Below are 24,839 nucleotides of genomic sequence, written 5' to 3'. Positions count from 1 at the left end.
TTTCACCCGTTATACTTTGACAGAATCATGGACCCGTTGGTGCCACCAAAGCCGAAGCTGTTGGTCATGACACTGTCCAGTCCTGCGTTTTCAACCACTTCGGTTGCAATTTCACCGGGCAAGATGCCTTCGGCAAGTGTGTCGACATTGATCGACGGCGTAATGAAATCATGGTCCAGCATGAGCAGGCAGAAAATCGCCTCAAGCGCGCCCGCCGCCCCTTGTGCGTGGCCAGTCATCGACTTTGTTGACGAAATCGGTGGCACGTTGCCTTCGCCAAAGATGCGGCGCACGGCTTCAACCTCACCCACGTCGCCGACAGGGGTCGAGGTGCCGTGGGCGTTGATGTAGTGCACTTTGCGGCCTTCGGGCAGTGTACTCAGCGCCAGACGCATTGCGCGCTCGCCGCCTTCGCCGGACGGAGCGACCATGTCATGGCCATCCGAAGTTGCCGCGTATCCGGTGACTTCGGCATAGATTTTTGCGCCACGCGCCAGAGCGTGCTCAAGATCCTCAAGAACGACGATGCCGCCGCCACCCGAAATCACGAAACCGTCGCGGTTTTCGTCAAACGCGCGTGAAGCTTTGTCCGGTGTGTCGTTGTACTTGGATGACATCGCGCCCATCGCGTCAAACAGGCAGGACAAGGTCCAATCCAGTTCTTCGCCGCCGCCAGCAAACATCACGTCCTGCTTGCCCAGCATGATCTGTTCTGCGGCGTTGCCAATGCAATGCAACGAGGTCGAGCACGCCGAGGTGATCGAATAGTTGATGCCCTTGATCTTGAACGCTGTCGCCAGGTTTGCCGAAATCGTCGAGCACATGCATTTCGGCACCGCAAACGGCCCAATCCGCTTGGTCGCGCCACTTTTCAGAACCGTCTGATGCGCCGTCAGCATCGCACTGGTGGATGGCCCGCCCGAGCCTGCCACCAGACCTGTGCGCGGGTTCACCACCTGTTCCTCGGTCAGGCCAGAATCGGCAATCGCCTGGCTCATGGCGATGTGGGCATAAGCAGCGCCCGGGCCCATAAAGCGCAGGGTGCGCTTGTCCACATGCTGGGTCACGTCAATCTTGAGCGTTCCGGCGATCTGGCTGCGAAAACCATGTTCGACCATCTGCTCGTTGGCCTCGATCCCGGATTTGCCTGCTTTGAGCGAGGCCAGAACCTCTTCGGCATTGTTCCCGATGGAGGAAACGACCCCCAGACCGGTGACGACGACGCGACGCATAAGCGTACTCCTGTATTTCGTTTTCAGTGACTTGTTCGATAGCTGGGGTTAGCTTTCCGACAGTGCAACCTTCATATCTTTTACCTGATAAATTACTTCGCCGTCTGCTTCGACCCGGCCATCCGCCACACCCATGGTCAGGCGGCGGGTTTGAACAGCCTTGGTGAAATCGACGTAATATGTCAGCATCTTGCGATCCGGTCGGACCATTCCGGTCAATTTGACTTCACCCACGCCCAGCGCATAGCCACGTCCTTGCCAGCCGCGCCAGCCCAGATTGAAGCCGGTCAACTGCCACAGGCCGTCCAGACCCAAACAACCGGGCATGATCGGGTTGCCCGGGAAATGGCAGTCAAAGAACCAAAGGTCCGGCGTGATGTCGAACTCGGCCACTACATGGCCTTTACCATGCGCACCGCCATCGCCTGAGATATCGGTGATCCGGTCCATCATCAGCATCGGCGGGGCAGGCAACTGCGCGTTGCCGGGGCCGAATAATTCGCCGCGGGCGCATTTCAGCAGATCATCTTTGTCAAAACTGCTAGGGAACTGGGCCATTCTGCCGCCTTTCCTGCCGGGGGTCTGTCTTTATATCTGGCCTCGTCTATCACCCGTTTGCAAGGTCCTGCAAGAGCGGTGGCCCACATCATGTTGTGCACGCACCTATCTTTGCGAATGAATTTCATTTGAAATTGCCAACTGTGCGCCCCTATATATAAAAGCAGCAACTATGGGTATCGGATCGATGACACCTCAGAGCCACGAAATAGCGACAGGTTGGCTGGTAAACGCCGGCTTGCGGCCTACGCGTCAGCGTGTGGCGCTGGCTGAGCTTCTTGTGGGTGACGGCCGCCATCGCCATGTCACCGCAGAAAGCCTGTTCGAGTCTGCCAAAGCAAACGGGGACGCTGTGTCTTTGGCTACAGTTTATAATACGCTTCGTGCCTTCTGTGACGCAGGCGTTCTGCAGGAAATCACTGTTGACGGTTCGAAAAGCTATTTCGATACCAACACGCACGATCACCCCCATTTTTATTGGGAAGACGAAGCCCGCTTGAGTGACGCTCCGTCGGACCAGCTTGTGATTCAACGCTTGCCTGAAGCGCCCGAGGGCGTTGAGATTGCGTCGGTCGATGTTGTTATTCGGCTGCGCAAGAAATAGGGCGTTACACCTGTTTCAATCCATTCCGTAAAACGCGTTCGGCCTGATCAACTGTTGGGTCCGCCGGGCCTGTTCCGTGTCGTGCCAGAACCACGGATTCGGCGGCGTCCGGGTCGGTGATCGGAATGCCGACCAATCGCCGGTCGTCATAACTTACAGGGCTGAGCGGGCTGGCGTAACTGATTCCGATTCCCTCGCCATGCGCAGCAAGACTGCGCTGAATTTCCAGCGACGCTGCCCGGTGCGCGACTGTTGGGCGCAGAGCCTTACGGCGAAACAGACCCAAGATGTGTTGCGCCGAAAGCCCTTCGGTCGACAGGATAAGAGGGTGCGCTGCGATGTCGGTCAGGGCAACGCCATCCGTTGACGCAAGCGGATGATCTGGCGGCATCAACGCCTTTGGCCTGCTGTCAAACAACTTTGTTCGGGTAAACCCGGCGTCCATGGTCAAATCGTAAGTGATCGCCATGTCGATCTGGCCGTCGATCAAGCCGTTGAGAAGCCCTTCGAAGGATGCAGCGACATAGGAAATCGCGACATTTGGGAAAGCGACGCGCAAATGATGCAGGGCAGGGGCCAATAGGAACGGGGCTAGGTCTGTGAAGCAGCCCAATGTGAATTGCGTCATTCCAGGCGTGGATGATTCTGAGGTTTCGAGTCGCGCAGCGGCGTTCAGCAAAGCCTCGGCCTGTTCAATAAACCTCCGACCTTGCGGGGTCAGTGCCATGGCTGCACCTCGGCGGCGAATGAACAGCGGGTGTCCAAGAAGTTCTTCAACCCGTGTCAGCGCGTTGGACAGGGCCGGTTGCGATACATTCAAATTCTGCGCGGCTGCGGATAGGCTCCCGTGGCGCCCGATTGCGCAGACGTATTCGTATTGGCGAAGGGAAATATATAACATGAAATTATTTATAGCTTCGAAAGATATGATTTGAACAGAATGCATGTTCAAAGCAAAACGGGACAAAGCCAAAGGAGACCCGGATGCCACACCCACTCGTATCTCAAGCGATGATCGACACTTATCAGCAAGATGGTGTTGTTCTTATCAAGGGACTGTTCGCGGATCACGTGGATCAATTGCGCGAAGGTGTGGCGGCAAACATGGCTGAGCCCGGCCCCTTTGCCTCGGAAAACAAGAAATCGGGCGAAACAGGGCGGTTTTTCGACGATTATTGCAACTGGACACGCATTCCTCAGTTTCGCGAAGTTATCGAAAACTCACCGGCAGCCCAGGTCGCTGCAGATCTGATGCAGTCGCAAAGTGTTCAAATGTTCCACGATCACGTGCTGGTCAAAGAGCCCGGTACGTCAATGGCCACGCCTTGGCATCAGGACGGGCCGTATTACTTCGTCGAAGGACAACAGACCATCAGCTTCTGGTCTCCGTTGGATCCGGTTCGGCAGGCGACGCTGCGCTGTGTCGCCGGATCCCACAGATGGGAAAAAGAGGTTCTGCCGACCCGCTGGGTGTCAGAGGAGGGATTCTTTCCCGATGAAGGGCAATACATCCCTGTCCCGGACCCCGATGCCGAAGGTATGCGGGTTGTTGAGTTCGAAATGGAGCCGGGTGACGCCGTGGCGTTCAACTATCGCACCCTGCATGGCGCGCGGGGCAACCAGTCGGACAGCCGCCGCCGCGCGTTCTCGTTGCGTCTGGTAGGGGATGACGCGCGGTATGTCGAACGCCCCGGTCGCACCTCGCCGCCGTTTCCCGGTCACGACATGACACCGGGTCAGCGTTTGCGCGAGGATTGGTTTCCGATGCTGTTACAACGCTGAGGCGTCTCAGAACCACTGACCTGATTCGATCAAACCCAGATCCAGCAACTGGCGGGACTGCCATTCAAACGGCACCGAGTTCCGCCAGCGAAAGCTGGGAATGTCAAAAGTAGACCCTGCATTTGTCTTTAGGGCTTTTGCCGCCCGAAATGAGCATACGGCAGCAGTCATGTTGTGATGCCAGGGGCAGGAATAGGTGTTGTATTCTGGTTCGTTGAACGTGTGGTCGGGCTGCAGCACCAGACCTTTTTGCGATTTGAACAGGGCGATGCGGTCAATGCGTCGGCGCTCGTATGGCACGTGCTCTTCGAACCGCCAGCGCAACCCGCCTGAGATATCAACCTGCCGATCCAATGGCTGGCCGCTTGGGTCGTGGCGGGTGTGGGCATAGTAGCCGGTGCTGTCGAACAGGGCCTTATCGGGGGCGACTCCGTTGGGATTGGTGCTTAGATCATCGGCATAAAGGTCAATGACATAGCTGAGCATGGCATTGCGCCGCTCTTCGCTGTGAAAGGCCAGCATTTCACCAACGTTGCGCGTTTCACAAAATGGGAAAAACAGGTACTCGGCGTTGTAACAGTAATACATCCAAACGCCCGGCGCGGTCTGTATAATCCTGTTTATGGTATCAAAAGCAACGGCTCGGGGCGTGCATTTCAGTGTGACCCGGTGCACGAGATCGGCCAGTTCCGGGTCGAGAGCGAAGTCCTGAGGCATGAACACAATTACGGATTTGAAACCCAGTTTCAGGTGGTGCCGTATTGTGCTGTCCAGCTCAATTTCATCCTCGGCAAAAATCAATGCGATGGGCCCTTTGGCCAATGCAGTCTGACCCGATTTCAGAAAGTGGTCCGGGGATTCGTACTTCATCGCGTGTTTTCGGTTTTGCCTTGCTGGAAAGTCCCGCCAAATTCGGGTAATTGCGCCCGCATTGCAAGCGGCGTTCGAAGCATATAGATGACGCCGGTCCCGCGAATGCAAAGGCCCGATCCATGTCCGAACCGAAGAAGCTGTTTATCAAGACCTATGGCTGTCAGATGAATGTCTATGACAGCGAGCGTATGTCCGAGGCATTGGGCGGGCAGGGCTATGTCGAAACCAAAACGCCTGATGATGCGGACATGATCCTGCTGAATACATGCCACATTCGCGAAAAGGCCGCGGAAAAGGTGTACTCCGAATTGGGTCGGTTCAAGGGCTTAAAAGCCGAGAAGCCCGATTTGAAGATCGGCGTTGCAGGCTGTGTCGCACAGGCTGAAGGTGAAGAGATCATGCGCCGCCAGCCTCTGGTCGATCTGGTCGTTGGTCCGCAAAGCTATCATCGCTTGCCCGAGATGGAGGCCAAGACACGAACCGGCGAAAAGGCGCTGGATACGGACTTTCCCGAAGAGGACAAGTTCGAGAAGCTGAAGAACCGCCCCAAGGCCAAGCGTGGCCCGACGGCGTTTCTGACTGTGCAGGAAGGCTGTGACAAGTTCTGCGCGTTTTGCGTTGTGCCTTATACACGTGGTGCTGAAGTCAGCCGCCCGGCCGATCGCATTATTCGCGAAGCACATGATCTGGTCGAGCGCGGGGTGCGCGAGATCACTCTGCTTGGGCAGAATGTAAATGCCTATCACGGTGCAGGTCCGAACGGGGACATGACTCTGGCAGGTCTGATCTGGGAGTTGAACAAGGTCGACGGGTTGGAACGGATTCGCTTTACGACGTCGCACCCCAATGACATGGCCGATGATCTGATCGAGGCGCATGGCACCTGCGACAAGCTAATGCCGTATCTGCACTTGCCGGTGCAGTCGGGCTCGGACCGTATTCTCAAACGGATGAACCGCAGCCATACAGCCGAAAGCTATCTGCGCTTGATCGAAAAAATCCGCGCGGCGCGCCCGGATATTGTGATGTCTGGCGATTTCATTGTCGGGTTCCCCGAGGAAACCGAAGAGGATTTCCAGGCAACGATGGATTTGGTCGAAGAGGTCAAATACGGCTACGCGTATTCGTTCAAATACTCGACCCGCCCCGGAACGCCCGCAGCCGAGCGGGCACAGGTTGACCCAGCGGCGGCGGATGAACGGTTGCAACGTCTACAAGCTCTGATCACCCGCCATCAGCGTGAAATCCAGGATGGCATGGTGGGCAGAACGGTACGTGTTCTGTTTGAAAAACCGGGCCGCCTGACCGGTCAAATGGTCGGAAAGTCCGAGTACCTTCATTCGGTTCACGTGAAAGGACCGGAGATCGCGATGGGGGATCTAAAGGAGGTTCGGATCACTGATTCGGGTACCAATTCGCTGGCAGGAGAGCTGCTGTAAATCGGCAAGTTTCCACCGGATAGCCACCATAGTTGGTGTTTGTTTCCAAAATTTACCCTTGATTTATTGCTTGGAACTATGCTCGGAGAAGAGCCAAGTTTTTCCGGGCGTGAAGTTTTGCGTTAAAAAACGGTTTTTGGCCGGTGTTGCGGCCGGAGTGATGGAGGCACGAGTGACGACCCATAGGAACTTCAGGATTTCAAGTCTTGTCAGAACGCTGCCGTCGGCGTCATTTGCCACTTTTCTTGCCAGTGCAACAATTGCGGGTGATCTGAAAGGCACGGTGACCGAACCTGAAGTGATCAGCCCGACTACATTCGGCAGCGACGTCAGCGCCTTTTACCTAGGGCTCGCAGGGGGCTATGGCTCGGGTGGAGATGATCGCTTTGGACTGAGAACACCGGCCGGGTTGTTTGATATCGGCGAACAGGATTTGTCGGGGTCGTACGGAGAGCTGCGTGGTGGATGGCGCGGTATTTTGCCCGCCAGAGGTGGGCGTGACTACGTGTACGGCTTTGAAATCGGGTATCAGTTTGGGTCCCTTGATGACAATGTTGGCGCTCGGATCGGCGGGGTCGATGTCCAGGGTGGCACTGAAGTCTCGGATGTCTTTGCGATCCGATTGCGAAATGGTCTGACCAACCGCAGCGGCCGAATCCTGTATTTCGTCAGTGTCGGCTATTTGTGGGGTGACATTGAAACGACCAACAGCATCACATCTGGCAGTTCGACGCAGAATTTCGCGGTAACAGATCGGCGAAACGGATACTCTGCCAGCATCGGCGCCGAACATAAACTGACTGACAATTGGTCGATTACCGGTGAATATGAATACGTACAGTTCGACTCGAAAACCATCCAGTTCAGTTCAGGTTTTTCTACAAAATCGACGCCAAAATATGGCGGTCTCAGATTCGGGCTGAACTATACTTTCTGATGCCAACCAGAACGGCATTTTTCGGCTGTTTTGTCATCCCAGTACTAATTTTTGAATCTGTGGCTTGCGCCCACCGAGTTTTGTTGTCTACGCTCAGGGTGAACAGCCAAGACAGGAGAACGGATTGGCCATCGGTGCCCTGACCCCACCGCAAAACGAGATGCCCCAGCGTGAGGCGTTTGTAGAATTTCCCGACAACCGATTGTTGATTGACCTTTGCGGTGAATACGACCGCAATCTGACCGATATAGAAAGCAAGCTTTCGGTCCAGATTGTACGCCGTGGCAACCAGCTGGTTATCATGGGCGACGAAGATGCCCAGAAACAGGCCGTAGAGGTGCTTCAGTCCCTTTATACCCGCCTGGAAGGGGGGCGCGAGGTTGAAGCCGCAGATGTGGATCGCGAACTTCGCATGGGTGCTTCGGAGCAAGGAACGGGCACGCGCGACGGTGATCAGCTTGAGATGTTCAAGGGTGGCTCGGTCGAGATCAAGACCCGTAAGAAGCTGGTCGAACCACGAACGGATGCTCAGAAAGCCTACGTTCAGTCGCTGTTTCAGAACGAATTGGCCTTTGGCATTGGCCCTGCGGGAACGGGTAAAACGTATCTGGCGGTTGCTGTTGGTGTTTCGATGTTCATCGGTGGCCATGTGGATCGAATCATCCTAAGCCGCCCTGCGGTCGAGGCGGGTGAAAAGCTGGGCTATTTGCCCGGCGACATGAAGGACAAGGTCGATCCGTATATGCAGCCGCTCTATGACGCGCTGAACGATTTTCTGCCAGGCAAGCAACTGGCCAAGCTGATCGAAGAAAAACGAATCGAAATCGCTCCGCTGGCATTTATGCGCGGTCGTACGCTGGCCAATGCCTTTGTGGTTTTGGACGAAGCGCAGAACGCGACGACCATGCAGATGAAAATGTTCCTGACCCGCTTGGGTGAGGGCAGTCGCATGGTGATAACCGGCGACAGGTCACAAGTTGATCTTCCGCGTGGGGTGCAGTCCGGTCTGGCGGACGCTGAAAGGTTGTTGAAAACGATACCCAATATCAGCTTCAACTATTTCACCTCAAAAGATGTGGTGCGCCACCCGCTTGTCGCCGCCATCATCGAAGCGTATGAGGCCGACTCGGGCCGCGAAACCAGTTGAGTGCAAGGCCCTTTGCAAGGGCTGATGTGCGGAAAGATGAACCTGGAACTCACTGTCGAAGACAATCGGTGGCAAGGCCTAGAGGCTTTGTCGCACAAGGCGATTTCTGCCGCTCTGTCGTTTGTCGAACTGGACCCTGAGGTTTGTGAAGTCAGCGTTCTGGGCTGCGATGACGCGCGGATTGCAGGCCTGAACACAGAGTTTCGCGGCAAGCCGAGTGCCACCAATGTTCTGAGTTGGCCAGCCGAGGATCTGGCCCCAGAAGAACCAGGGCAGGTGCCTGTTTTGCCGGAGCGGGACTTTACAGGTGAAATCCCTTTAGGTGATATCGCGATTTCTTTCGACACCTGCGCGCGAGAGGCGGCGGAGGCTGGGAAGGCGATGGATGATCATGTGATTCATCTGCTTGTTCACGGAACGTTGCATTTGCTGGGGTATGATCACATTCGTGATCCCGATGCCACCCTGATGGAAAGGATTGAGGTCGAGATACTTGGCAAATTAGGTATCGATGACCCATATAAGGTATGAAGGGGTCATATGACCCGATCAGTTGGAACAGGATAATGGGCGAGACAGACGGCAGTTCTAGGGCGGCGCACAGCGCGCAACCACAGGACAGCAGCAATACGACCGAAGAGAAAAGCGGATTTTTTTCTCGAATTTTTGATGCGTTTTCGGGCGATGAGGCGCAACCGCAGCCGGTGGCGAACGGACAGGATGCAACGGTGCCTCAGTCCCGCGGGATGATTAACCTGCGGCGGATGCGTGTGGAAGACGTCGCTATTCCTACTGCTGAAATCATATCGGTGCCTTCGACAATCACCAAGGACGAGCTCGCGGATGTTTTCCGTGAGAGTGGTCTGTCCAGAATCCCTGTTTATGAAGGCACCTTGGATACGCCACTGGGGTTCGTCCATCTCAAGGATTTTGCTCTTACCCATGGGTTCAACGGCGGGGGCAGCAACTTTGATCTTGCCTCGATGCTGCGCACGCTGTTGTTTGTGCCGCCGTCAATGCCGATCGGGGTCTTGTTGACCAAGATGCAAACAGAACGGCGCCACATGGCGTTGGTGATTGATGAATATGGCGGCGTTGATGGTCTGCTGACCATCGAAGACCTGATCGAACAGGTCGTTGGTGAAATCGCTGACGAGCACGATGCCGATGAAGATCAGTTGTGGGTGCAGGAGAAACCCGGCTGTTACGTCGTGCAAGCCCGTGTCCCGCTCGAGGATTTCGAGGCAGAGATTGGCCGCTCGTTGACCAGCCATGAAGACGTGGATGAAGAGGAAATTGATACTTTGGGTGGCTTGGTGTTTATGCTGTCGGGTCGTGTGCCCGCCAGGGGAGAGGTTGTGATCCACCCTGAAGGTCCCGAATTTGAAGTCATCGACGCTGATCCGCGTCGCATAAAAAGGCTTCGCGTCATGCTGCCGGACATCGCTGCATGACCCCCACGCGGGGCTGGCCTTTCCTGCTGAGACTAGTGGCCGCCGCCATATTGGGCGGAGTGGCAGGGTTTGGTTTTGCGCCTTATGGCTATTGGGCACTGACGATCCTGTCTCTGATCCTGATTGTGCCGCTGTTCCTGTCCAGCGAAACCCGAGCGCGGGCGGGCTGGATCGGATGGTTTTTTGCCACCGGTTACTTTGTGCACGCTCTCAGCTGGCTTGTGGAACCGTTTCAGGTTGATGCGGAACGCCACGCCTGGATGGCACCGTTTGCGCTGGTGTTTATGGCTGGTGGCCTCGCGCTGTTTTGGGCCGTTTCTTTTTGGATGTCTCGCCGCCCGGGCGCGTCTTCTTTTCGCCAATGCCTGCTCTTGATCGTTACCCTGTCCTTGGCTGAGCTGGCCCGAGGCTTTGTGTTAACTGGTTTCCCTTGGGCAGGGGTTTCGCAAATCTGGATCGATACACCAGTGGCGCAAATGTTGTCTTTGTTCGGGCCGTTTGGGTTAAACGCCCTAACGTTCGCAGCGACATTCCCCATCGGTTCGGCATTGATGTACCCCAGACCTTTTCGTGGGCTGGTGTGGTCACTGGTATTTTCAGTCGGATTGGCGATTGTAGCTTTAAGCTATGCCGCGATACGTCCAACGGTTCACGACGGTCCGCATGTCGTTCGGGTTGTGCAACCAAACGCGCCTCAGCATCAGAAATGGGACCCGGCATACGCCCCATTGTTCTTTTCTCGCCAGATTGACTACACAGCTGCCCAGCCGAGGCCTGATCTGATCGTATGGCCCGAAACGGCAGTGCCCGCGTGGCTCGATAGTGCGCAGCCGATATTGGCTGCCATAGCGGATGCTGCGCAGGGCACTCCGGTGATCCTTGGTATTCAGCGCGGAGACGGCCCGCGGATTTTCAATTCGATGGTTTATCTGGATGAAAACGGGAACCAGGCTGGTCTGTACGACAAGCACCATCTTGCTCCTTTCGGAGAATACATCCCCTTCGGCGATTTGATGGGGCGTTTTGGCATTCACGGATTAGCGTCCACAACGGGCCACGGGTTCAGCGCGGGTCTTGGTCCACAGTTGATGGATCTGGGGGGCTTGGGGCAAGCCTTGCCGCTGATCTGCTACGAGGCCGTTTTTTCGCAGGATGTGAATGGTGCACCGGGGCGGGCGGATTTCCTGTTGCAGATCACCAATGACGCCTGGTTCGGAACCCGATCGGGCCCGTATCAGCATTTGGTTCAAGCTCGGATGAGGGCGATTGAGCAGGGCCTGCCGATGATCCGTTCAGCGAATACTGGCATATCGGCCATGATCGACCCTCTGGGCCGTGTCACTGCCTCTTTGCCTTTGGGCGAGGCCGGGTATGTCGATGCCATCCTGCCACTGCCGCAACAGCCGACGATTTATTCGCGAACAGGCGACAGTGCCATTTTGGTGATCCTTTTGTTTCTTGGCGCCATCATCCGTTTTGGCAACCGCTTGCGCGTGAATTATTAGCGATTGACCCCATCTTCCGGTGAGCGTATGCGTCTCTGACCTGTCACAACGGCTTCCTGGCGTGGCAGAGAAACCGTAATGGAGCACATTTATGTCCCGACAGAACTACACATTTACTTCGGAGTCCGTTTCCGAAGGGCACCCAGACAAGGTCTGTGACCGCATTTCGGACGCCGTCCTCGACGCATTTCTGAACGAAGAACCCGAAGCACGCGTGGCTTGCGAAACCTTTGCCACAACCAACCGCGTCGTTATTGGCGGCGAAGTCGGCCTGTCGGATCAAGACAAGCTGCATGACTACATGGGCCGTATCGAGAAGATTGCCCGTGATTGTATTAAAGACATCGGCTACGAGCAGGAAAAGTTTCACCACGAAACCGTCGAGGTAACAAACCTGCTGCACGAACAATCCGCTCACATCGCGCAAGGCGTTGATGCCGCCGACAACAAGGACGAAGGGGCAGGCGACCAGGGCATCATGTTCGGTTACGCCACAACTGAAACCCCCGCGCTTATGCCCGCACCGATCCAGTATTCGCACGCCATCCTGCGGCGTTTGGCCGAAGTGCGTAAAAGCGGTGCCGAACCTGCGCTGGGCCCGGATGCCAAGTCGCAATTGTCCGTCGTGTATCGTGATGGCATACCGGTTGGCGTCAGCTCGGTTGTTTTGTCGACTCAGCATCTGGATGAGGCGCTGACATCTGATGACATCCGCGAAATCGTCGAGCCCTATATCCGCGAAACTATGCCCGAGGGCTGGTTGACTGCTGACACCGAATGGCACGTGAACCCTACGGGCAAATTCGTGATTGGCGGCCCGGATGGCGATGCAGGTCTGACCGGTCGTAAGATCATCGTCGATACCTATGGTGGCGCGGCCCCGCATGGCGGCGGCGCGTTCTCGGGCAAAGACCCGACCAAGGTGGACCGTTCTGCCGCGTATGCGGCGCGTTACCTGGCCAAGAACGTTGTGGCTGCTGGTATGGCAGAGCGTTGCACGATCCAGCTGAGCTATGCGATCGGTGTTTCTAAACCATTGTCGATCTACGCTGATACGCATGGGACAGGCCAGATTGCCGATGCTGTGATCGAAAAAGCCGTTGGGCAGATCATGGACCTGACCCCGCGTGGCATTCGTGAGCACCTGCAAATGAACAAGCCGATCTATCAGCGTACCGCCGCTTACGGCCATTTCGGGCGTGAACCCGATGCAGATGGCGGCTTTAGCTGGGAACGCACCGATCTGGTTGACGCGCTGAAAGCCGCAGTCTGATCCGAAAAAAATAAGCGCGCCTTCCAAGGCGCGCTTTTTCTTTGCGAGTGCAACACACACTTGCAACGCTTGGGCCTGAGCAGTAAGGCCACCGGCATGAGCACCGAGACCCCACAACGCCCGCGCAGAAACTTTTATGGCCGCTTCAAAGGTAAAACCCTGAAGCCCAGTCAAAAGACCTATCTGAACGAAGATCTAGCCGCGCTGTCACCCGGGTCCGTGGATTGGGAAACTAACCCCGAACGCAAGCCTTTAGACCTGGATGGTCTGTTCGGCGGCAAGCCAGTCTGGCTTGAGGTGGGCTTTGGCGGCGGTGAACATCTGGTGCACCAGGCGCAAAGCAACCCGGACATCGGCATCATCGGAGCCGAGCCCTACATCAACGGCGTGGCCATGTTGTTGGGAAAAATCCGGCAAGCGGGGGTCGAGAATCTTGCCGTACATCCCGGCGATGCGCGTGATTTGTTCGATGTCCTGCCCGAAGCCAGTATCTCGCGTGCGTTTCTTCTCTATCCTGACCCATGGCCCAAGACCCGTCATCATCGCCGACGTTTTGTGACGACAGAGCATCTGGAGCCATTGGCGAAAGTGCTGAAACCCGGGTCGATCTTTCGCGTCGCCACCGACATTCCCGACTATGTGCGTCAGACGCTGGAAGAAGTACCGCGGGCAGGTTTTGAATGGTTGGCGGAACGCCCGGCCGACTGGCGTGAGCCTTGGGACGATTGGATTTCCACCCGCTATGAACGAAAGGCCCTGCGGGAAGGGCGGGTGCCGCATTATTTGACCTTCCGCAGGACGGAATCCTGATCACCGCCAGATTTCTGCAATCCTGAACGCTATGCTAGAATGTGCGTGACGCACTTATTTTAGCATCGCCTTTTGTTCGGGATTGCCATGTCTGATGTACGGATTACGAACTGCCACACGCACCTGTTTCACGCGCGCCATGTGCCAGAGGATTATCCCTATCCGGCACTCAAACCATTCAAAAAGATGCCTTGGCTGATCAAGGCCCTGGCCTTCGTCGCACGCCTGATTGGTCAGCATTCCGCCGCCGAAAAACTGGACAGGCTTTACCGCTTTCAGCAGGAAACGGACGCGAGCAGCCAGCGCGATATTCTGGACAATATGCGGCGGCACTATCCCAGCGATACCCGCTTTGTTGTCCTGCCAATGGAGATGTCAGCATTTGGATTCGGCGCACCTGTGGTTCCGCTGAACGCGCAACATGACGAATTGGCAAAGCTGTCTGGCGACCTCGAGGTTGGCCGGTCCGTGATACCTTTTGCAACAATTGACCCGCGTGCCGATCCTGAGGCGACGGAACTCTGGCGGGCCATAGATGGCCTGAAGTTTCGCGGCCTGAAGCTCTATCCAAGGCTGGGGTTCGCGCCCGACGATCCGGTTTTGATGCAGCGCGTTTATCCGCGACTGGAGGAACTGAGCCTGCCGGTGATGTCACACTGTTCGCGCGGAGGCGTTCAGGGGCGTTACCTTTCGGATTATTGGGCAGACCGCTTTACCGAGCCAGAGGCGTTTATTCCCGTAATGCGTGCTCATCCCAATCTACGGATTTGCTTGGCGCATTTCGGCGGACAGCGGGACTGGGATGCCTATGTCAATCCGGATCGTGCGAATACGCTGGATGACGCATTCAACCGGAACTGGCAGGTAGCTATCCGGCGCATGATTGGCAGCGGAAACTACCCCGGCCTTTGGACCGACATCTCTTACACACTGTTCCAGTTCGAGGATTACGCCCCGTTTCTGCGCATTTTCCTTACCGGCGAGGACGAAGAAAGTGAGCGTCTCAGGTCGCGCGTTCTGTTTGGATCGGATTACTACATGACCCGGCAGGAAGCGCTGTCAGAAAAGGCGGTCTGTTTCCGGCTGCGGAACATCTTGGGCGAGGAAATTTTCCGGCAGATCGCCGAAGAAAACCCGGCAAAGTGGCTGGGGGAAGCCTGAGTGGCATCTTCGGGCTTATTGCCGCTGGACCAACCCGCTCCAATTCGCTAATCCGCCTTGAACTGATAGCGCAAAAGGAGCCCCCATGTCCGGACACGGCACGCCCATCCCGATGACTTCGCATCCCTGCGGCCCGCTGACCGGCACGGCCGAGGTGCCGGGTGACAAGTCGATCTCGCACCGGTCATTGATCCTTGGCGCAATGGCTGTGGGCGAGACCAGGATCTCGGGTTTGCTGGAGGGCGAAGACGTTCTGGATACCGCCAAGGCAATGCGGGCCCTTGGAGCCGAGGTTACAGATCACGGTGGCGGCGAATGGACCGTGCATGGCGTAGGCGTTGGTGGCTTTGCGGAACCGGATCAGGTGATCGATTGCGGCAATTCGGGTACCGGTGTGCGCTTGATCATGGGCGCTATGGCAACCTCTCCGATCACAGCGACCTTCACCGGAGATGCCAGCCTGAACAAACGTCCGATGGCGCGGGTGACTGACCCTCTGTCTCTGTTTGGCACACAATCGGTTGGTCGGTCCGGTGGGCGCTTGCCGATGACCATCGTGGGTGCCGCGGACCCGACCCCGGTACGGTATGAAGTGCCCGTACCCTCGGCTCAGGTCAAATCTGCTGTCTTGCTGGCGGGATTGAATGCACCAGGCAAAACCGTTGTGGTCGAGAAAGAAGCAACGCGCGACCATTCAGAGCGAATGCTGGCTGGCTTCGGCGCTGAGATAACGGTTGAAGATACCGATGAGGGTCGTGTCATCACTCTAACCGGACGGCCCGAGCTGAAGCCTCAGGTCATCGCCGTGCCGCGTGATCCGTCCAGTGCAGCCTTCCCGGTGTGCGCCGCGCTGATCACACCCGGCTCGGACGTACTGGTGCCCGGCATTGGTCTGAACCCCACCCGCGCAGGACTGTTCACCACATTGCGCGAAATGGGTGCGGATCTGACCTATGAGAATGAGCGCGAAGAAGGTGGTGAGCCTGTTGCCGATCTGCGTGCAAAATACTCACCTGACATGAAAGGGATCACCGTGCCGCCGGAACGCGCGGCCTCGATGATCGATGAATATCCTGTACTTTCCGTGGTTGCGGCCAACGCCACCGGCACCACGATGATGGGCGGTGTAAAAGAGCTGCGCGTCAAGGAAAGCGACCGTATCGACGCCATGGCGCGCGGCCTGCGGGCAAATGGTGTGACGGTAAATGAGGGTGACGATTGGTGGTCGGTCGAAGGGCTGGGCATCGGCAACGTTCCCGGCGCAGGTACCTGCGAGAGCTTTCTGGATCACCGCATTGCCATGTCTTTCATGGTGATGGGCATGGGCGCGCAAAAGCCAGTAAGCGTGGACGATGGCGGCCCGATTGCAACGTCTTTCCCGATTTTTGAGCCGTTGATGGCGCGCCTTGGCGCGCAACTTGTCCGAAACAACCGGTAAACTTGGCAATGACCCACAGCTTCACAGTTGCCATTGACGGGCCAGCGGCTGCGGGCAAAGGCACGATCTCAAAAGCCGTTGCGACGCATTTTGGGTTTGCCCATCTGGACACAGGGCTGCTCTACCGTGCGGTGGGTCGACGTGTTTTGAAGGGTGCCGAACCGGTCGATGCGGCAAAGGCTTTGACAGCAGAAGAACTGGGTAGGGGCGACCTGCGTACCGCTGAAATCGCACAGGCGGCGTCTAAAGTGGCGGTCATTCCCGAAGTGCGCGCCGCATTGGTGGATTTTCAACGTGCCTTTGCCCGCAGGGCAGGGGGGGCCGTGCTGGACGGGCGCGACATCGGTACAGTGATTTGTCCGCATGCCGAGGTGAAACTGTTCGTCACGGCCAGCGCCGAAGTACGTGCCGAGCGCCGGTATCTTGAGCTTAGCGCCAAAGGTGCCGATGTGACACGCGATCAGGTTCTGGCAGATGTCAAAGAGCGTGACGCGCGCGATGCAGAGCGTAGCACGGCGCCGATGAAACCAGCCGAGGATGCGGTTCAGTTGGACACAACCGATCTGAGTATCGAGGCCGCATTGGCAAAAGCGCTTGAGGTCGTTAACGCAAAATTGCCCGCGACACGCTAGCGCCGCAGGCAAAGGGGTGGCATTTACAGCTCACCCACGGCAACGCTTTTGATGTTTGCCCACTGATCGTCAGCTGTTTTTGCTGTGCCGACAACGTCCTTAAGAAAGGCCGCACGGGTTTCAGCGTTCAGGAACAGGTACAGTTTGCCGTCGGCAACCAGATACTGATCGGGATCACCATCAAACTTCTTGCCAACTGATACGCCGAACGAACAGAACCCGCCATGCTGCGGCAAATACGCAGTCGGGTTAGCTTCAAAGGCTTCACGGTTCGCAGCGGTCGTGAAGTAGTAGGAGGCTCCGTCATAGGTTGCCGAATGTGTGGCAAAGCCTTCGACCGGGTTGCCGTCGTTGACCAACGCAACCAAGTCCACCCCATGTGCGGCCAGCGGCGCCCCTGCGGCAGAAATGCCGTTTGATACGTTGATCTCGTCGGCAGCAAAGGCCGGAGTGGACAGAGCGATGACCGCCGCCAGGGCGGTCAGAACAGAATACTTCATGGTAAGTTTCCTTTTGGTTTCGGTTTCAGGCCATGCACCGTGCTGGCCGATGACACACAGTTAAGGGGAGTCGATTGAACGTGTAATCGCAGAAGAGACACTTAACTGTGCAGATCGTACAATCCGCTGACTGATGTGGTGCTCCAGATCACTAAGCTTTGTTTGGCCAGTTCGTATCGCGGTTCGTATGGTCAAAGGGTGTCTGCAGGAGTGACCTCATGTTTCGCTTAGCCCTCATTCTGATTTTCATCTCTGGAAGCTTGGCTGCTCAGGAAGCTGAGCCGCAGGTTCCGGAAGCAGAGCCGCCGATGACATATGAGCGGCTGGGTAGCATCCTCTTTGCTTTGGATCCCGAGGCCGAGCCGTTTGGTCCCGGCTTCCAGATGACGGTGGCCGACGAGCAGGTTTTGGTGATCACTGACATCAATGCAGACCGAATGCGCGCAATGGTCGCGATCGGTAATGCCGCAGACCTTTCGGAGGAAGACTTGATCCGGGTGATGCAGGCCAATTTCGACAGTACGCTGGATGCGCGGTACGCTATTGCCAATGGTGTTCTGTGGGCTGCATTCATTCACCCGATGTCATTGCTGGAAAAGGATCAGTTGATTTCCGGGCTGGCTCAGACTGTGAATATCGCAAAGACTTATGGCACGCTTTACACTGGCGGGGCCGCAGAGTTTGGAGGGGGTGACAGCACGGATCTTCAGCGTGCGCTGATTGAAGAACTTTTGAAAAAGGGCGAAGAAATCTGACCAACCCATATGTATGCGTAATTCGCGGTTAAAGCCCTAGATGGACGCGGGAAAGCTGTTATAGTTTCCCTCAAGCGAAAAGGGAGAGCTGCTACATAACCCCAATAAAAGGGGAGGCAGCCGTAAAATCCCCAAAGCCAACAGGGACAAAACCATATGAATAATCGTTTGAACCAAATCACCATCGTGGGCGGCGGCACGGCGGGGTGGATGACCGCGCTGATCCTGGACATGGTGTTTTCCAGAACGTCATCGCAAAAGGATCGCCCACGCATATGCCTGATCGAAAGTCCCAATATCTCGACCGTGGGTGTTGGTGAGGCCACGGTGCCGCGCATGCCGGTCACGTTGCGTCAGGCAGGCATTGCAGAGCGGGATTTCTTTCGCGAGACCAACGCGTCGTTCAAACTGGGTGTAAAGTTCTGCAATTGGAACAAGGACAGCAAGGGCAACCGCATCGACTATGTGAACCCGTTTGCCCACGGCCAAATGTTGGAAGGTTTGGATGCAGCCGAATACTATCTGCGCTTTGGTAACGGAGATCGGGATTTTACACAGTCCATCTCCCCTCATGATGATCTAGGCCGTCTTTGCAAAGGCGCGCGGCAATTGGGGCAACCCGAATTCGAACAGCGCTTTGGTTATGCTTACCACCTGGACGCAGTAAAGTTTGCTGGAATGCTGACCAAGGTCTGCACCCAAAACGGTGTGGAGCATATTCGGGATGAGGTGCAATCGGTTGAGCTTGATGAACAAGGCAACGTCAGCCATTTGATGCTTGAACGCAGGGGGCGCCATAACGTCGAGATGGTCGTCGACTGCACCGGCTTCCGCGGATTGATCATCAACAAGGCGTTGGGTGAGCCGTTTTTGGATTATTCTGACTACCTGCCCAACGACCGCGCCATGGCGTTGCAGATCGAGCATCCTAATCCGAAAAAGATCGAGAGCCTGACACGATCCACTGCGCTTGGTGCAGGCTGGACGTGGCGGGTACCGCTCTATAATCGCGTGGGCACGGGATATGTATTCTCATCGGCGCATCGGACAGATGATCAGGCGGCAGATGAGTATCTTGAATGGCTGGGGGACAGCGGCAAAGGCCTGACACCGCGCGTTATTCCGATGCGCGTCGGGCGCGTACGCAATGCCTGGGTCAAGAACTGTGTCGCCATTGGTCTGTCCGGCGGGTTCATCGAACCGCTGGAAAGTACTGCGATCCACATGATCGATCACGCGGTGCGCTGGTTCGCCGAACATTTGCCAACCCGCGACATCGAGCCTGCGCTGCGGGCAAGATATAACCGGCAGATGGATAAGCTCTACAACGAAGTGCTGGAGTTCATTTGCCTGCACTACCGCTTGGGCAATCGCACGGATGATCCCTATTGGATCGATGCGCGAACACAGATGAAGGTGCCGGACCGTTTGGCCGAGAATCTGGAATTGTGGCAGCACCGTCTGCCAATGGACCACGATGTCGAGTTCGCAACGTTGTTTGATCATCGCGTGTATCAGACAGTTCTGCTGGGCAAGCAGGTCTATGACACCGGCTATGGTCCGGGTATCCGGGACCGTGTGAGGCCGTTGAAGAAAGTGATCTGGTACCAAGGCATGAAACGGGCGAAAGAGGATCTTGCACAAATCATCAGAACGATGCCTGATCACAAAACCCTATTGCGCGATATCCGTGGGGAGTTGGAGCGCCCGGCCTTTGGCAAGGCAAAGGTGGCGCAGCCGACCGTAGCGATGCCAGGCGCTGCTCCGGCGCCCGTAAAGATCCAGAATATGCCTGATTTTGCCGAAATCCAGAGTGGTGCGAAGGATCTGCAGCTGTTCTAGAGAGCCGCTGGCGTTATGCAGAGGGATCTTGCATAGGGCAGAGTCTTACGCCGGTACTGGAATCGGCGTTTGATCTCCCATCAGATACCGGATTACGTCCACGTAGTCGAAAGCCAGTGAAATCGTGATGGTCACAAAGACCACGCGGATAATCCATCTGGGGGTTGCAGGCATGTCTACACGGGCCTGTTGCTTCCAGAGGTGCCAAGCGACTGGCGTCCAGAAAAGGACATGGCCCAGTCCCATTAGTCGGACATAGCCAAGCTGGTTGAAGATCAGCAAAACCCCGGCCGCTGCGAGCACACTCCCAGCGACTGTGATGATCGCTGTCAGGCGCGTTTGTTTCCAGATCAACAGAGAGATCGGGAGGAGGAAAGCCCCAAAGCTCAGGATGTTTAACCAAATCTGAATCCACTGAGGCTGTTGGGCGACGATGAGGTTGAACTCTTCCATGATCTGACATCTCCAGTACGTCTCTGTGCAGCCCCACTGGTGCCCTGCCGCCAGCTGTGATTCAACGAACCCGCAGCGTTATCAACGGAATGTGAGTAAGCCGGGATTGGCCGGGTTCCTTAAGCCTCAGGTCATATTGCACTTGGAGTCTTGAGATGTAATATCATCACAAAAATTAGAGCGCTGAGAGCATGAACTTAAGCAGAACCCAGAACCGGTCTTACCCAATGGGAGAATCCAATCGCAACCTGCGCAGCAACCTCAAACGCCGCAGGCGGAACGTGCCACCGATGCAGGCGTATGACGCACTACCCCGGGAGTTGCGGCAATGGTTGGCGCAAGCCTGCTTGCCTTGGAGCCCGAGCTCGGCTTTGAAGATCTGGAACAAAGCCGGGGGTGGTCACGATCCATTGGTCGCTATTGGTCGTCTGGAGACGGTAGAACGGGCTATGTTGCAACGCGACGCTCAAGTGTGGGGCGCGAACAGATAGGCTATTTGCAGCAGCAAGGACCTGCCGAACCTTTAAAACATGGGCTTTGCCCTTGCACATACTTGGGAATCCGCCTATACGCGCGCTGTCGATACAAGGGCGGTCAACGTCCGGATGACGTTTCTGAGCAGGGCCGGGTTACCTCGGCCCTTTGTGTTTGTTTGCTCAGGGGCGCACCGGGTCACGTCTGACGACATCATGAAACAAGACCGGCGGAGACAACCGCTCGGCCAGCAAAAACGTATGTAAAGGAAAACAACGCCACATGGCTAATACATCCATGGAGGAATTCGAAGCCCTCCTGAACGAAAGCTTCGAAATGGACACACCCGAAGAGGGTTCTGTTGTCAAAGGCAAGGTTCTGGCGATCGAAGCCGGCCAAGCCATCATCGACGTAGGCTACAAAATGGAAGGCCGCGTTGATCTGAAAGAATTCGCAAATCCCGGCGAAGCCCCTGAAATTGCTGTAGGCGACGAGGTTGAAGTATACCTGCGCGCCGCAGAAAACGCCCGTGGCGAAGCCGTCATCTCGCGCGAGATGGCCCGCCGTGAAGAAGCATGGGACCGTCTGGAAAAAGCATATGCCGACGACCAGCGAGTCGAAGGTGCTATCTTTGGTCGCGTCAAAGGTGGCTTCACCGTCGATCTGGGTGGCGCAGTTGCGTTCCTGCCCGGCTCGCAGGTTGACGTCCGCCCCGTGCGCGACGCTGGCCCGCTGATGGGTCTGAAGCAGCCGTTCCAGATCCTGAAAATGGACCGCCGCCGTGGCAACATCGTTGTTTCGCGCCGCGCAATCCTGGAAGAATCGCGTGCCGAACAGCGTGCCGAAGTTATCGGCAACCTGTCCGAAGGTCAGACCGTCGAGGGTGTTGTCAAGAACATCACCGAATACGGTGCATTCGTTGATCTGGGCGGCGTTGACGGCCTGCTGCACGTCACCGACATGGCATGGCGCCGTGTGAACCACCCGTCCGAAATCCTGACGATCGGCGAAACCATCAAGGTTCAGGTCATCAAGATCAACAAAGAGACCCACCGCATCAGCCTGGGCATGAAGCAGCTGCAAGAAGATCCGTGGGATCTGGTTGCTGCCAAGTACCCGCTGGGCTCGGTTCATCAGGGTCGCGTCACCAACATCACCGACTACGGCGCGTTTGTCGAATTGGAAGCCGGTGTCGAAGGTCTGGTGCACGTGTCCGAGATGTCCTGGACCAAGAAAAACGTCCACCCCGGCAAGATCGTTTCGACCAGCCAGGAAGTCGACGTCATGGTTCTGGAAATCGACGGCGCCAAGCGTCGCGTGTCTCTGGGCCTGAAGCAGACTCAGCGCAACCCGTGGGAAGTGTTTGCAGAAACACACCCCGAGGGCACCGAGGTCGAAGGCGAAGTCAAGAACATCACCGAATTCGGTCTGTTCATTGGCCTCGAAGGCGACATCGACGGCATGGTTCACCTGTCCGACCTGTCCTGGGACGAGCGTGGCGAAGATGCGATCCAGAACTACCGCAAAGGCGATATGGTTTCGGCCGTCGTTTCGGAAGTTGATGTCGAGAAAGAGCGTATCTCGCTGTCGATCAAAGCCTTGGGCGGTGACAAGTTCGCCGAAGCCGTTGGCGGCGTGAAGCGTGGCTCGGTCATCACCGTTGAAGTCACCGCGATCGAAGATGGCGGCATCGAGGTCGAGTACGAAGGCATGAAGTCGTTCATCCGTCGTTCGGACCTGTCGCGTGACCGTGCCGAACAGCGCCCCGAGCGTTTCTCGGTCGGTGACAAGGTCGACGTTCGCGTCACCAACGTCGACAGCAAGACCCGTCGTCTGGGTCTGTCGATCAAGGCACGTGAGATCGCCGAAGAGAAAGAGGCCGTGGAACAGTACGGTTCTTCCGACTCGGGCGCGTCGCTGGGCGACATCCTTGGTGCGGCGCTGAAGTCGGGCGACTAAGCCCGGGGCGCATCCCAAGTAAGAATTTCGGCCTCGCACGGAAGTGCGGGGCCGTTTTTGTTGCGAATCAATATGTTCCAAATGACTTGCTTATTCGCAGTATTGTTCGCGCTTTAAGTGTGCAAAATCCGTTGTCCGGCAAAAATTTGCGTGAGAATATGGCAAAATAAAGCATCAGCGCGCAGAGTATGCGTTCCCCCAAACCGGATTTTTTCCTATACTGTCAAATCAGTAGACCTGACACACCGGCTGCCTGGGAGGGTATCACGCATGATCCGTTCAGAATTGATTCAGAAAATCGCTGACGAAAACCCGCATCTCTATCAGCGTGATGTTGAGCGGATCGTGAATACTGTGTTCGAAGAAGTCACCGATGCCATGTCGCGAGGTGATCGTGTCGAACTGCGTGGTTTCGGCGCTTTTTCGGTCAAAAAGCGCGATGCACGTGTGGGCCGGAACCCTCGTACGGGCGAAACGGTTCAGGTCGAGGAAAAATGTGTACCGTTTTTCAAAACTGGCAAGTTGCTAAGGGACCGATTGAACGGTAAAGCCTGACGCTATGATGCGCTACATTCGATACGCTTTTCTTGGGACGCTTGGGATCATTCTGATTTCAGTTTCTCTCGCCAATGTTGAGTCGGTTGAACTCAAGCTGATGCCGGACCCGCTGGCTGAGTTGCTCGGGTTCAACCTGACCGCTTCGCTTCCATTGTTCCTCGTGGTTCTGGGCGGCGTTGTGGCCGGCCTGATCATTGGGTTCGTTTGGGAATGGATGCGTGAACACAAACACCGCCGTGACGCAACGGTGAAGAAAAGCGAAGTGCGCAAGCTTGAGCGAGAGGTCAAGAAGCTCAAGAATAAGCAAAACGAGGGCAAAGATGATGTTCTAGCCCTTCTGGATGAGGCAAGCTGAGCCCACCCCATGTCAGATGTTAGATTCAAAATCTGCGGCCTGACCGCACCCGACCACGTGCGCGCGGCTGTTGACGCCGGAGCAGGGTATGTGGGTTTTGTCTTCTTTCCGAAATCTCCGCGCCATCTGGATACCGCGCAAGCTGCGACATTGACGCAATTGGTGCCGCCGGGCGTGGCGAAGGTGGCACTGGTTGTAAATGCGACTGACGAAGAACTGGACAGTATCGTGTCCGCAGTTCCGCTGGACATGCTTCAATTACACGGCAAGGAATCACCTCAGAGGGTGACTGAGGTTCGTGACCGTTTTGGATTGCCGGTGATGAAGGCAATCGGTGTAGCCGAAGCTGAGGATCTGACTGCAATAGATCTGTACTCCGAGGTGGCAGACCAATTGCTCATTGATGCAAAGCCGCCGAGAGATTCGGAATTGCCCGGTGGAAATGGGTTAGCATTCGATTGGCGCTTGCTGGCCGGTCGGAAATACTGGCGGCGCCCATGGATGCTGGCTGGCGGCCTGACTCCGCAAAACGTTGCCGAAGCCGCCAGGATGACCGGCGCGCGGCAGGTTGATGTCTCTTCCGGTGTCGAAAGCGCGCCGGGCCAAAAGGATGCCACGCTGATCCGCGCGTTTGCTGCTGCTCTGGTGTGATCTGATTTCGAATTCGCTGCGTATCCCCCGATACGGAGGGATGGAAAATGTTAGCAGCAATCGGCGGAATCTCGTTAAAACACTGGTACAACGCGCCCGAGTTTTTCTGGCGCGCACGGCAGGCATATCACCAAGCAAAAGGTGATCCCTTGTGCCTTCACGCGGCAGTTTTTCGGCAGGACGGTCTCTATTTCTCACTCAGCGTCTGGCACGATATCGAGGCGATGCTGACCTTCGCGCAATCCGGCCCGCATCGTCGCGTCATGATGGCGGCTGATCGATTGGCGAATTTGAACCGATTTTACCATTTTAGCTGCATCGGTGTCCCAACCTCGGATCAGGCGATTCAAGTCTGGCGCCAAAACACGCAGGTTGCGGAATGATGCGTTTTGCCCATGGCAAATCCCGCCGCCACCTCCTATGAACAACGGGTACGACGAGTGGAGA

27 protein-coding genes and 1 riboswitch are annotated in these 24,839 nt (G+C 56.4%); of the genes, 21 read left to right on the top strand and 6 right to left on the bottom strand.

Annotated features, from left to right (window positions below):
* Positions 1–2: 2 nt before the first annotated feature.
* Together fabB and fabA are read right to left on the bottom strand one after the other, a co-directional pair.
* On the bottom strand, positions 3–1,232 hold the full coding sequence (gene fabB / locus ACR0EV_RS17035; protein ID WP_480801176.1) for a beta-ketoacyl-ACP synthase I: 1,230 nt from the start codon (positions 1,230–1,232) through the stop codon (positions 3–5).
* 48 nt (positions 1,233–1,280) lie between these two features.
* The gene (gene fabA, locus ACR0EV_RS17030) at positions 1,281–1,790 is read right to left on the bottom strand and encodes a bifunctional 3-hydroxydecanoyl-ACP dehydratase/trans-2-decenoyl-ACP isomerase (RefSeq protein WP_093964585.1); all 510 of its coding nucleotides are present in this window, start codon (positions 1,788–1,790) and stop codon (positions 1,281–1,283) included.
* 187 nt (positions 1,791–1,977) lie between these two features.
* Between fabA and irrA the strand changes: the two genes are divergently transcribed.
* Entirely contained in the window at positions 1,978–2,394 is a 417-nt protein-coding gene (gene irrA, locus ACR0EV_RS17025) for an iron response transcriptional regulator IrrA (RefSeq protein WP_171187038.1), read from the top strand.
* Positions 2,395–2,398: 4 nt separating this feature from the next.
* Here irrA and ACR0EV_RS17020 read toward each other — a convergent pair whose 3' ends face one another.
* On the bottom strand, positions 2,399–3,295 hold the full coding sequence (locus ACR0EV_RS17020; RefSeq protein WP_480801175.1) for a LysR family transcriptional regulator: 897 nt from the start codon (positions 3,293–3,295) through the stop codon (positions 2,399–2,401).
* Between the two features lie 83 nt (positions 3,296–3,378).
* Between ACR0EV_RS17020 and ACR0EV_RS17015 the strand changes: the two genes are divergently transcribed.
* Positions 3,379–4,176 (top strand): phytanoyl-CoA dioxygenase family protein, encoded by a 798-nt coding sequence (locus ACR0EV_RS17015; RefSeq protein WP_480801174.1) that lies wholly within the window; start codon positions 3,379–3,381, stop codon positions 4,174–4,176.
* 6 nt (positions 4,177–4,182) lie between these two features.
* Here the strand turns inward: ACR0EV_RS17015 and ACR0EV_RS17010 are convergent, their stop codons facing one another.
* A complete protein-coding gene (locus tag ACR0EV_RS17010) occupies positions 4,183–5,046 on the bottom strand; it encodes a glycosyltransferase family 2 protein (protein WP_480801173.1) in 864 nt (287 codons plus the stop codon).
* 122 nt (positions 5,047–5,168) lie between these two features.
* Between ACR0EV_RS17010 and miaB the strand changes: the two genes are divergently transcribed.
* From miaB to cmk, 11 genes are all read left to right on the top strand, one after another.
* Complete coding sequence (gene miaB, locus ACR0EV_RS17005) at positions 5,169–6,488, top strand: tRNA (N6-isopentenyl adenosine(37)-C2)-methylthiotransferase MiaB (RefSeq protein WP_480801172.1); 1,320 nt, start codon at positions 5,169–5,171, stop codon at positions 6,486–6,488.
* 172 nt (positions 6,489–6,660) lie between these two features.
* Positions 6,661–7,425, top strand: coding sequence for an outer membrane protein (locus ACR0EV_RS17000; protein ID WP_480801171.1), 765 nt, complete (start codon positions 6,661–6,663; stop codon positions 7,423–7,425).
* A gap of 124 nt (positions 7,426–7,549) precedes the next feature.
* Entirely contained in the window at positions 7,550–8,572 is a 1,023-nt protein-coding gene (locus tag ACR0EV_RS16995) for a PhoH family protein (protein WP_480801170.1), read from the top strand.
* 36 nt (positions 8,573–8,608) lie between these two features.
* The gene (ybeY, locus tag ACR0EV_RS16990; RefSeq protein ID WP_480801169.1) at positions 8,609–9,103 is read left to right on the top strand and encodes an rRNA maturation RNase YbeY; all 495 of its coding nucleotides are present in this window, start codon (positions 8,609–8,611) and stop codon (positions 9,101–9,103) included.
* 35 nt (positions 9,104–9,138) lie between these two features.
* Positions 9,139–10,026, top strand: coding sequence for a hemolysin family protein (locus ACR0EV_RS16985; protein ID WP_480801168.1), 888 nt, complete (start codon positions 9,139–9,141; stop codon positions 10,024–10,026).
* On the top strand, positions 10,023–11,531 hold the full coding sequence (lnt, locus tag ACR0EV_RS16980) for an apolipoprotein N-acyltransferase (protein ID WP_480801167.1): 1,509 nt from the start codon (positions 10,023–10,025) through the stop codon (positions 11,529–11,531). Before ACR0EV_RS16985 ends, lnt begins: the two co-directional genes overlap by 4 nt.
* A 37-nt stretch (positions 11,532–11,568) precedes the next feature.
* A riboswitch (SAM-SAH riboswitch) is annotated at positions 11,569–11,617 on the top strand.
* Positions 11,618–11,622: 5 nt separating this feature from the next.
* Positions 11,623–12,804 carry a methionine adenosyltransferase gene (gene metK, locus ACR0EV_RS16975; protein WP_480801166.1) on the top strand — a complete coding sequence of 394 codons (1,182 nt, stop codon included), beginning with the start codon at positions 11,623–11,625 and terminating at the stop codon, positions 12,802–12,804.
* A 96-nt stretch (positions 12,805–12,900) separates the two neighbouring features.
* The gene (gene trmB, locus ACR0EV_RS16970; RefSeq protein ID WP_480801165.1) at positions 12,901–13,614 is read left to right on the top strand and encodes a tRNA (guanine(46)-N(7))-methyltransferase TrmB; all 714 of its coding nucleotides are present in this window, start codon (positions 12,901–12,903) and stop codon (positions 13,612–13,614) included.
* An 87-nt stretch (positions 13,615–13,701) separates the two neighbouring features.
* On the top strand, positions 13,702–14,775 hold the full coding sequence (locus tag ACR0EV_RS16965) for an amidohydrolase family protein (RefSeq protein ID WP_480801164.1): 1,074 nt from the start codon (positions 13,702–13,704) through the stop codon (positions 14,773–14,775).
* Positions 14,776–14,860: 85 nt separating this feature from the next.
* Positions 14,861–16,213 (top strand): 3-phosphoshikimate 1-carboxyvinyltransferase, encoded by a 1,353-nt coding sequence (gene aroA / locus ACR0EV_RS16960; protein WP_480801163.1) that lies wholly within the window; start codon positions 14,861–14,863, stop codon positions 16,211–16,213.
* Between the two features lie 8 nt (positions 16,214–16,221).
* A complete protein-coding gene (cmk, locus tag ACR0EV_RS16955) occupies positions 16,222–16,845 on the top strand; it encodes a (d)CMP kinase (RefSeq protein WP_480801162.1) in 624 nt (207 codons plus the stop codon).
* 23 nt (positions 16,846–16,868) lie between these two features.
* Here cmk and ACR0EV_RS16950 read toward each other — a convergent pair whose 3' ends face one another.
* Positions 16,869–17,345 carry a YHS domain-containing (seleno)protein gene (locus ACR0EV_RS16950; RefSeq protein ID WP_480801161.1) on the bottom strand — a complete coding sequence of 159 codons (477 nt, stop codon included), beginning with the start codon at positions 17,343–17,345 and terminating at the stop codon, positions 16,869–16,871.
* Positions 17,346–17,563: 218 nt separating this feature from the next.
* On the opposite strand from ACR0EV_RS16950, the gene ACR0EV_RS16945 reads away from it, so the two are divergent.
* On the top strand, positions 17,564–18,100 hold the full coding sequence (locus tag ACR0EV_RS16945) for a hypothetical protein (protein WP_480801160.1): 537 nt from the start codon (positions 17,564–17,566) through the stop codon (positions 18,098–18,100).
* 156 nt (positions 18,101–18,256) lie between these two features.
* Positions 18,257–19,942: a tryptophan halogenase family protein gene (locus ACR0EV_RS16940; protein ID WP_480801159.1), complete on the top strand. Its 1,686-nt coding sequence runs from the start codon at positions 18,257–18,259 to the stop codon at positions 19,940–19,942.
* Between the two features lie 45 nt (positions 19,943–19,987).
* Here ACR0EV_RS16940 and ACR0EV_RS16935 read toward each other — a convergent pair whose 3' ends face one another.
* The gene (locus ACR0EV_RS16935; protein ID WP_480801158.1) at positions 19,988–20,395 is read right to left on the bottom strand and encodes a hypothetical protein; all 408 of its coding nucleotides are present in this window, start codon (positions 20,393–20,395) and stop codon (positions 19,988–19,990) included.
* A 191-nt stretch (positions 20,396–20,586) separates the two neighbouring features.
* Here ACR0EV_RS16935 and ACR0EV_RS16930 point away from each other — a divergent pair, with 191 nt between their 5' ends.
* The 6 genes from ACR0EV_RS16930 (at position 20,587) to ACR0EV_RS16905 (ending at position 24,775) form a co-directional block, all read left to right on the top strand.
* Positions 20,587–20,886 carry a DUF6525 family protein gene (locus tag ACR0EV_RS16930; RefSeq protein WP_480801157.1) on the top strand — a complete coding sequence of 100 codons (300 nt, stop codon included), beginning with the start codon at positions 20,587–20,589 and terminating at the stop codon, positions 20,884–20,886.
* 265 nt (positions 20,887–21,151) lie between these two features.
* Positions 21,152–22,828, top strand: a complete 1,677-nt coding sequence (gene rpsA / locus ACR0EV_RS16925) for a 30S ribosomal protein S1 (protein WP_480801156.1) — start codon at positions 21,152–21,154, stop codon at positions 22,826–22,828.
* Positions 22,829–23,098: 270 nt separating this feature from the next.
* Entirely contained in the window at positions 23,099–23,383 is a 285-nt protein-coding gene (ihfB, locus tag ACR0EV_RS16920; protein WP_008758048.1) for an integration host factor subunit beta, read from the top strand.
* 7 nt (positions 23,384–23,390) lie between these two features.
* Complete coding sequence (locus tag ACR0EV_RS16915) at positions 23,391–23,741, top strand: lipopolysaccharide assembly protein LapA domain-containing protein (protein ID WP_480801155.1); 351 nt, start codon at positions 23,391–23,393, stop codon at positions 23,739–23,741.
* Between the two features lie 9 nt (positions 23,742–23,750).
* Complete coding sequence (locus ACR0EV_RS16910; RefSeq protein ID WP_480801154.1) at positions 23,751–24,392, top strand: phosphoribosylanthranilate isomerase; 642 nt, start codon at positions 23,751–23,753, stop codon at positions 24,390–24,392.
* A 47-nt stretch (positions 24,393–24,439) separates the two neighbouring features.
* Positions 24,440–24,775, top strand: coding sequence for a hypothetical protein (locus ACR0EV_RS16905; RefSeq protein WP_480801153.1), 336 nt, complete (start codon positions 24,440–24,442; stop codon positions 24,773–24,775).
* Positions 24,776–24,839: the final 64 nt, after the last annotated feature.

It is taken from the genome of Ruegeria sp. CF8 (assembly GCF_056537285.1).
The sequence above is the reverse complement of the archived record's forward strand: the minus strand, read 5'-3'. Positions and strand labels throughout refer to the sequence as shown.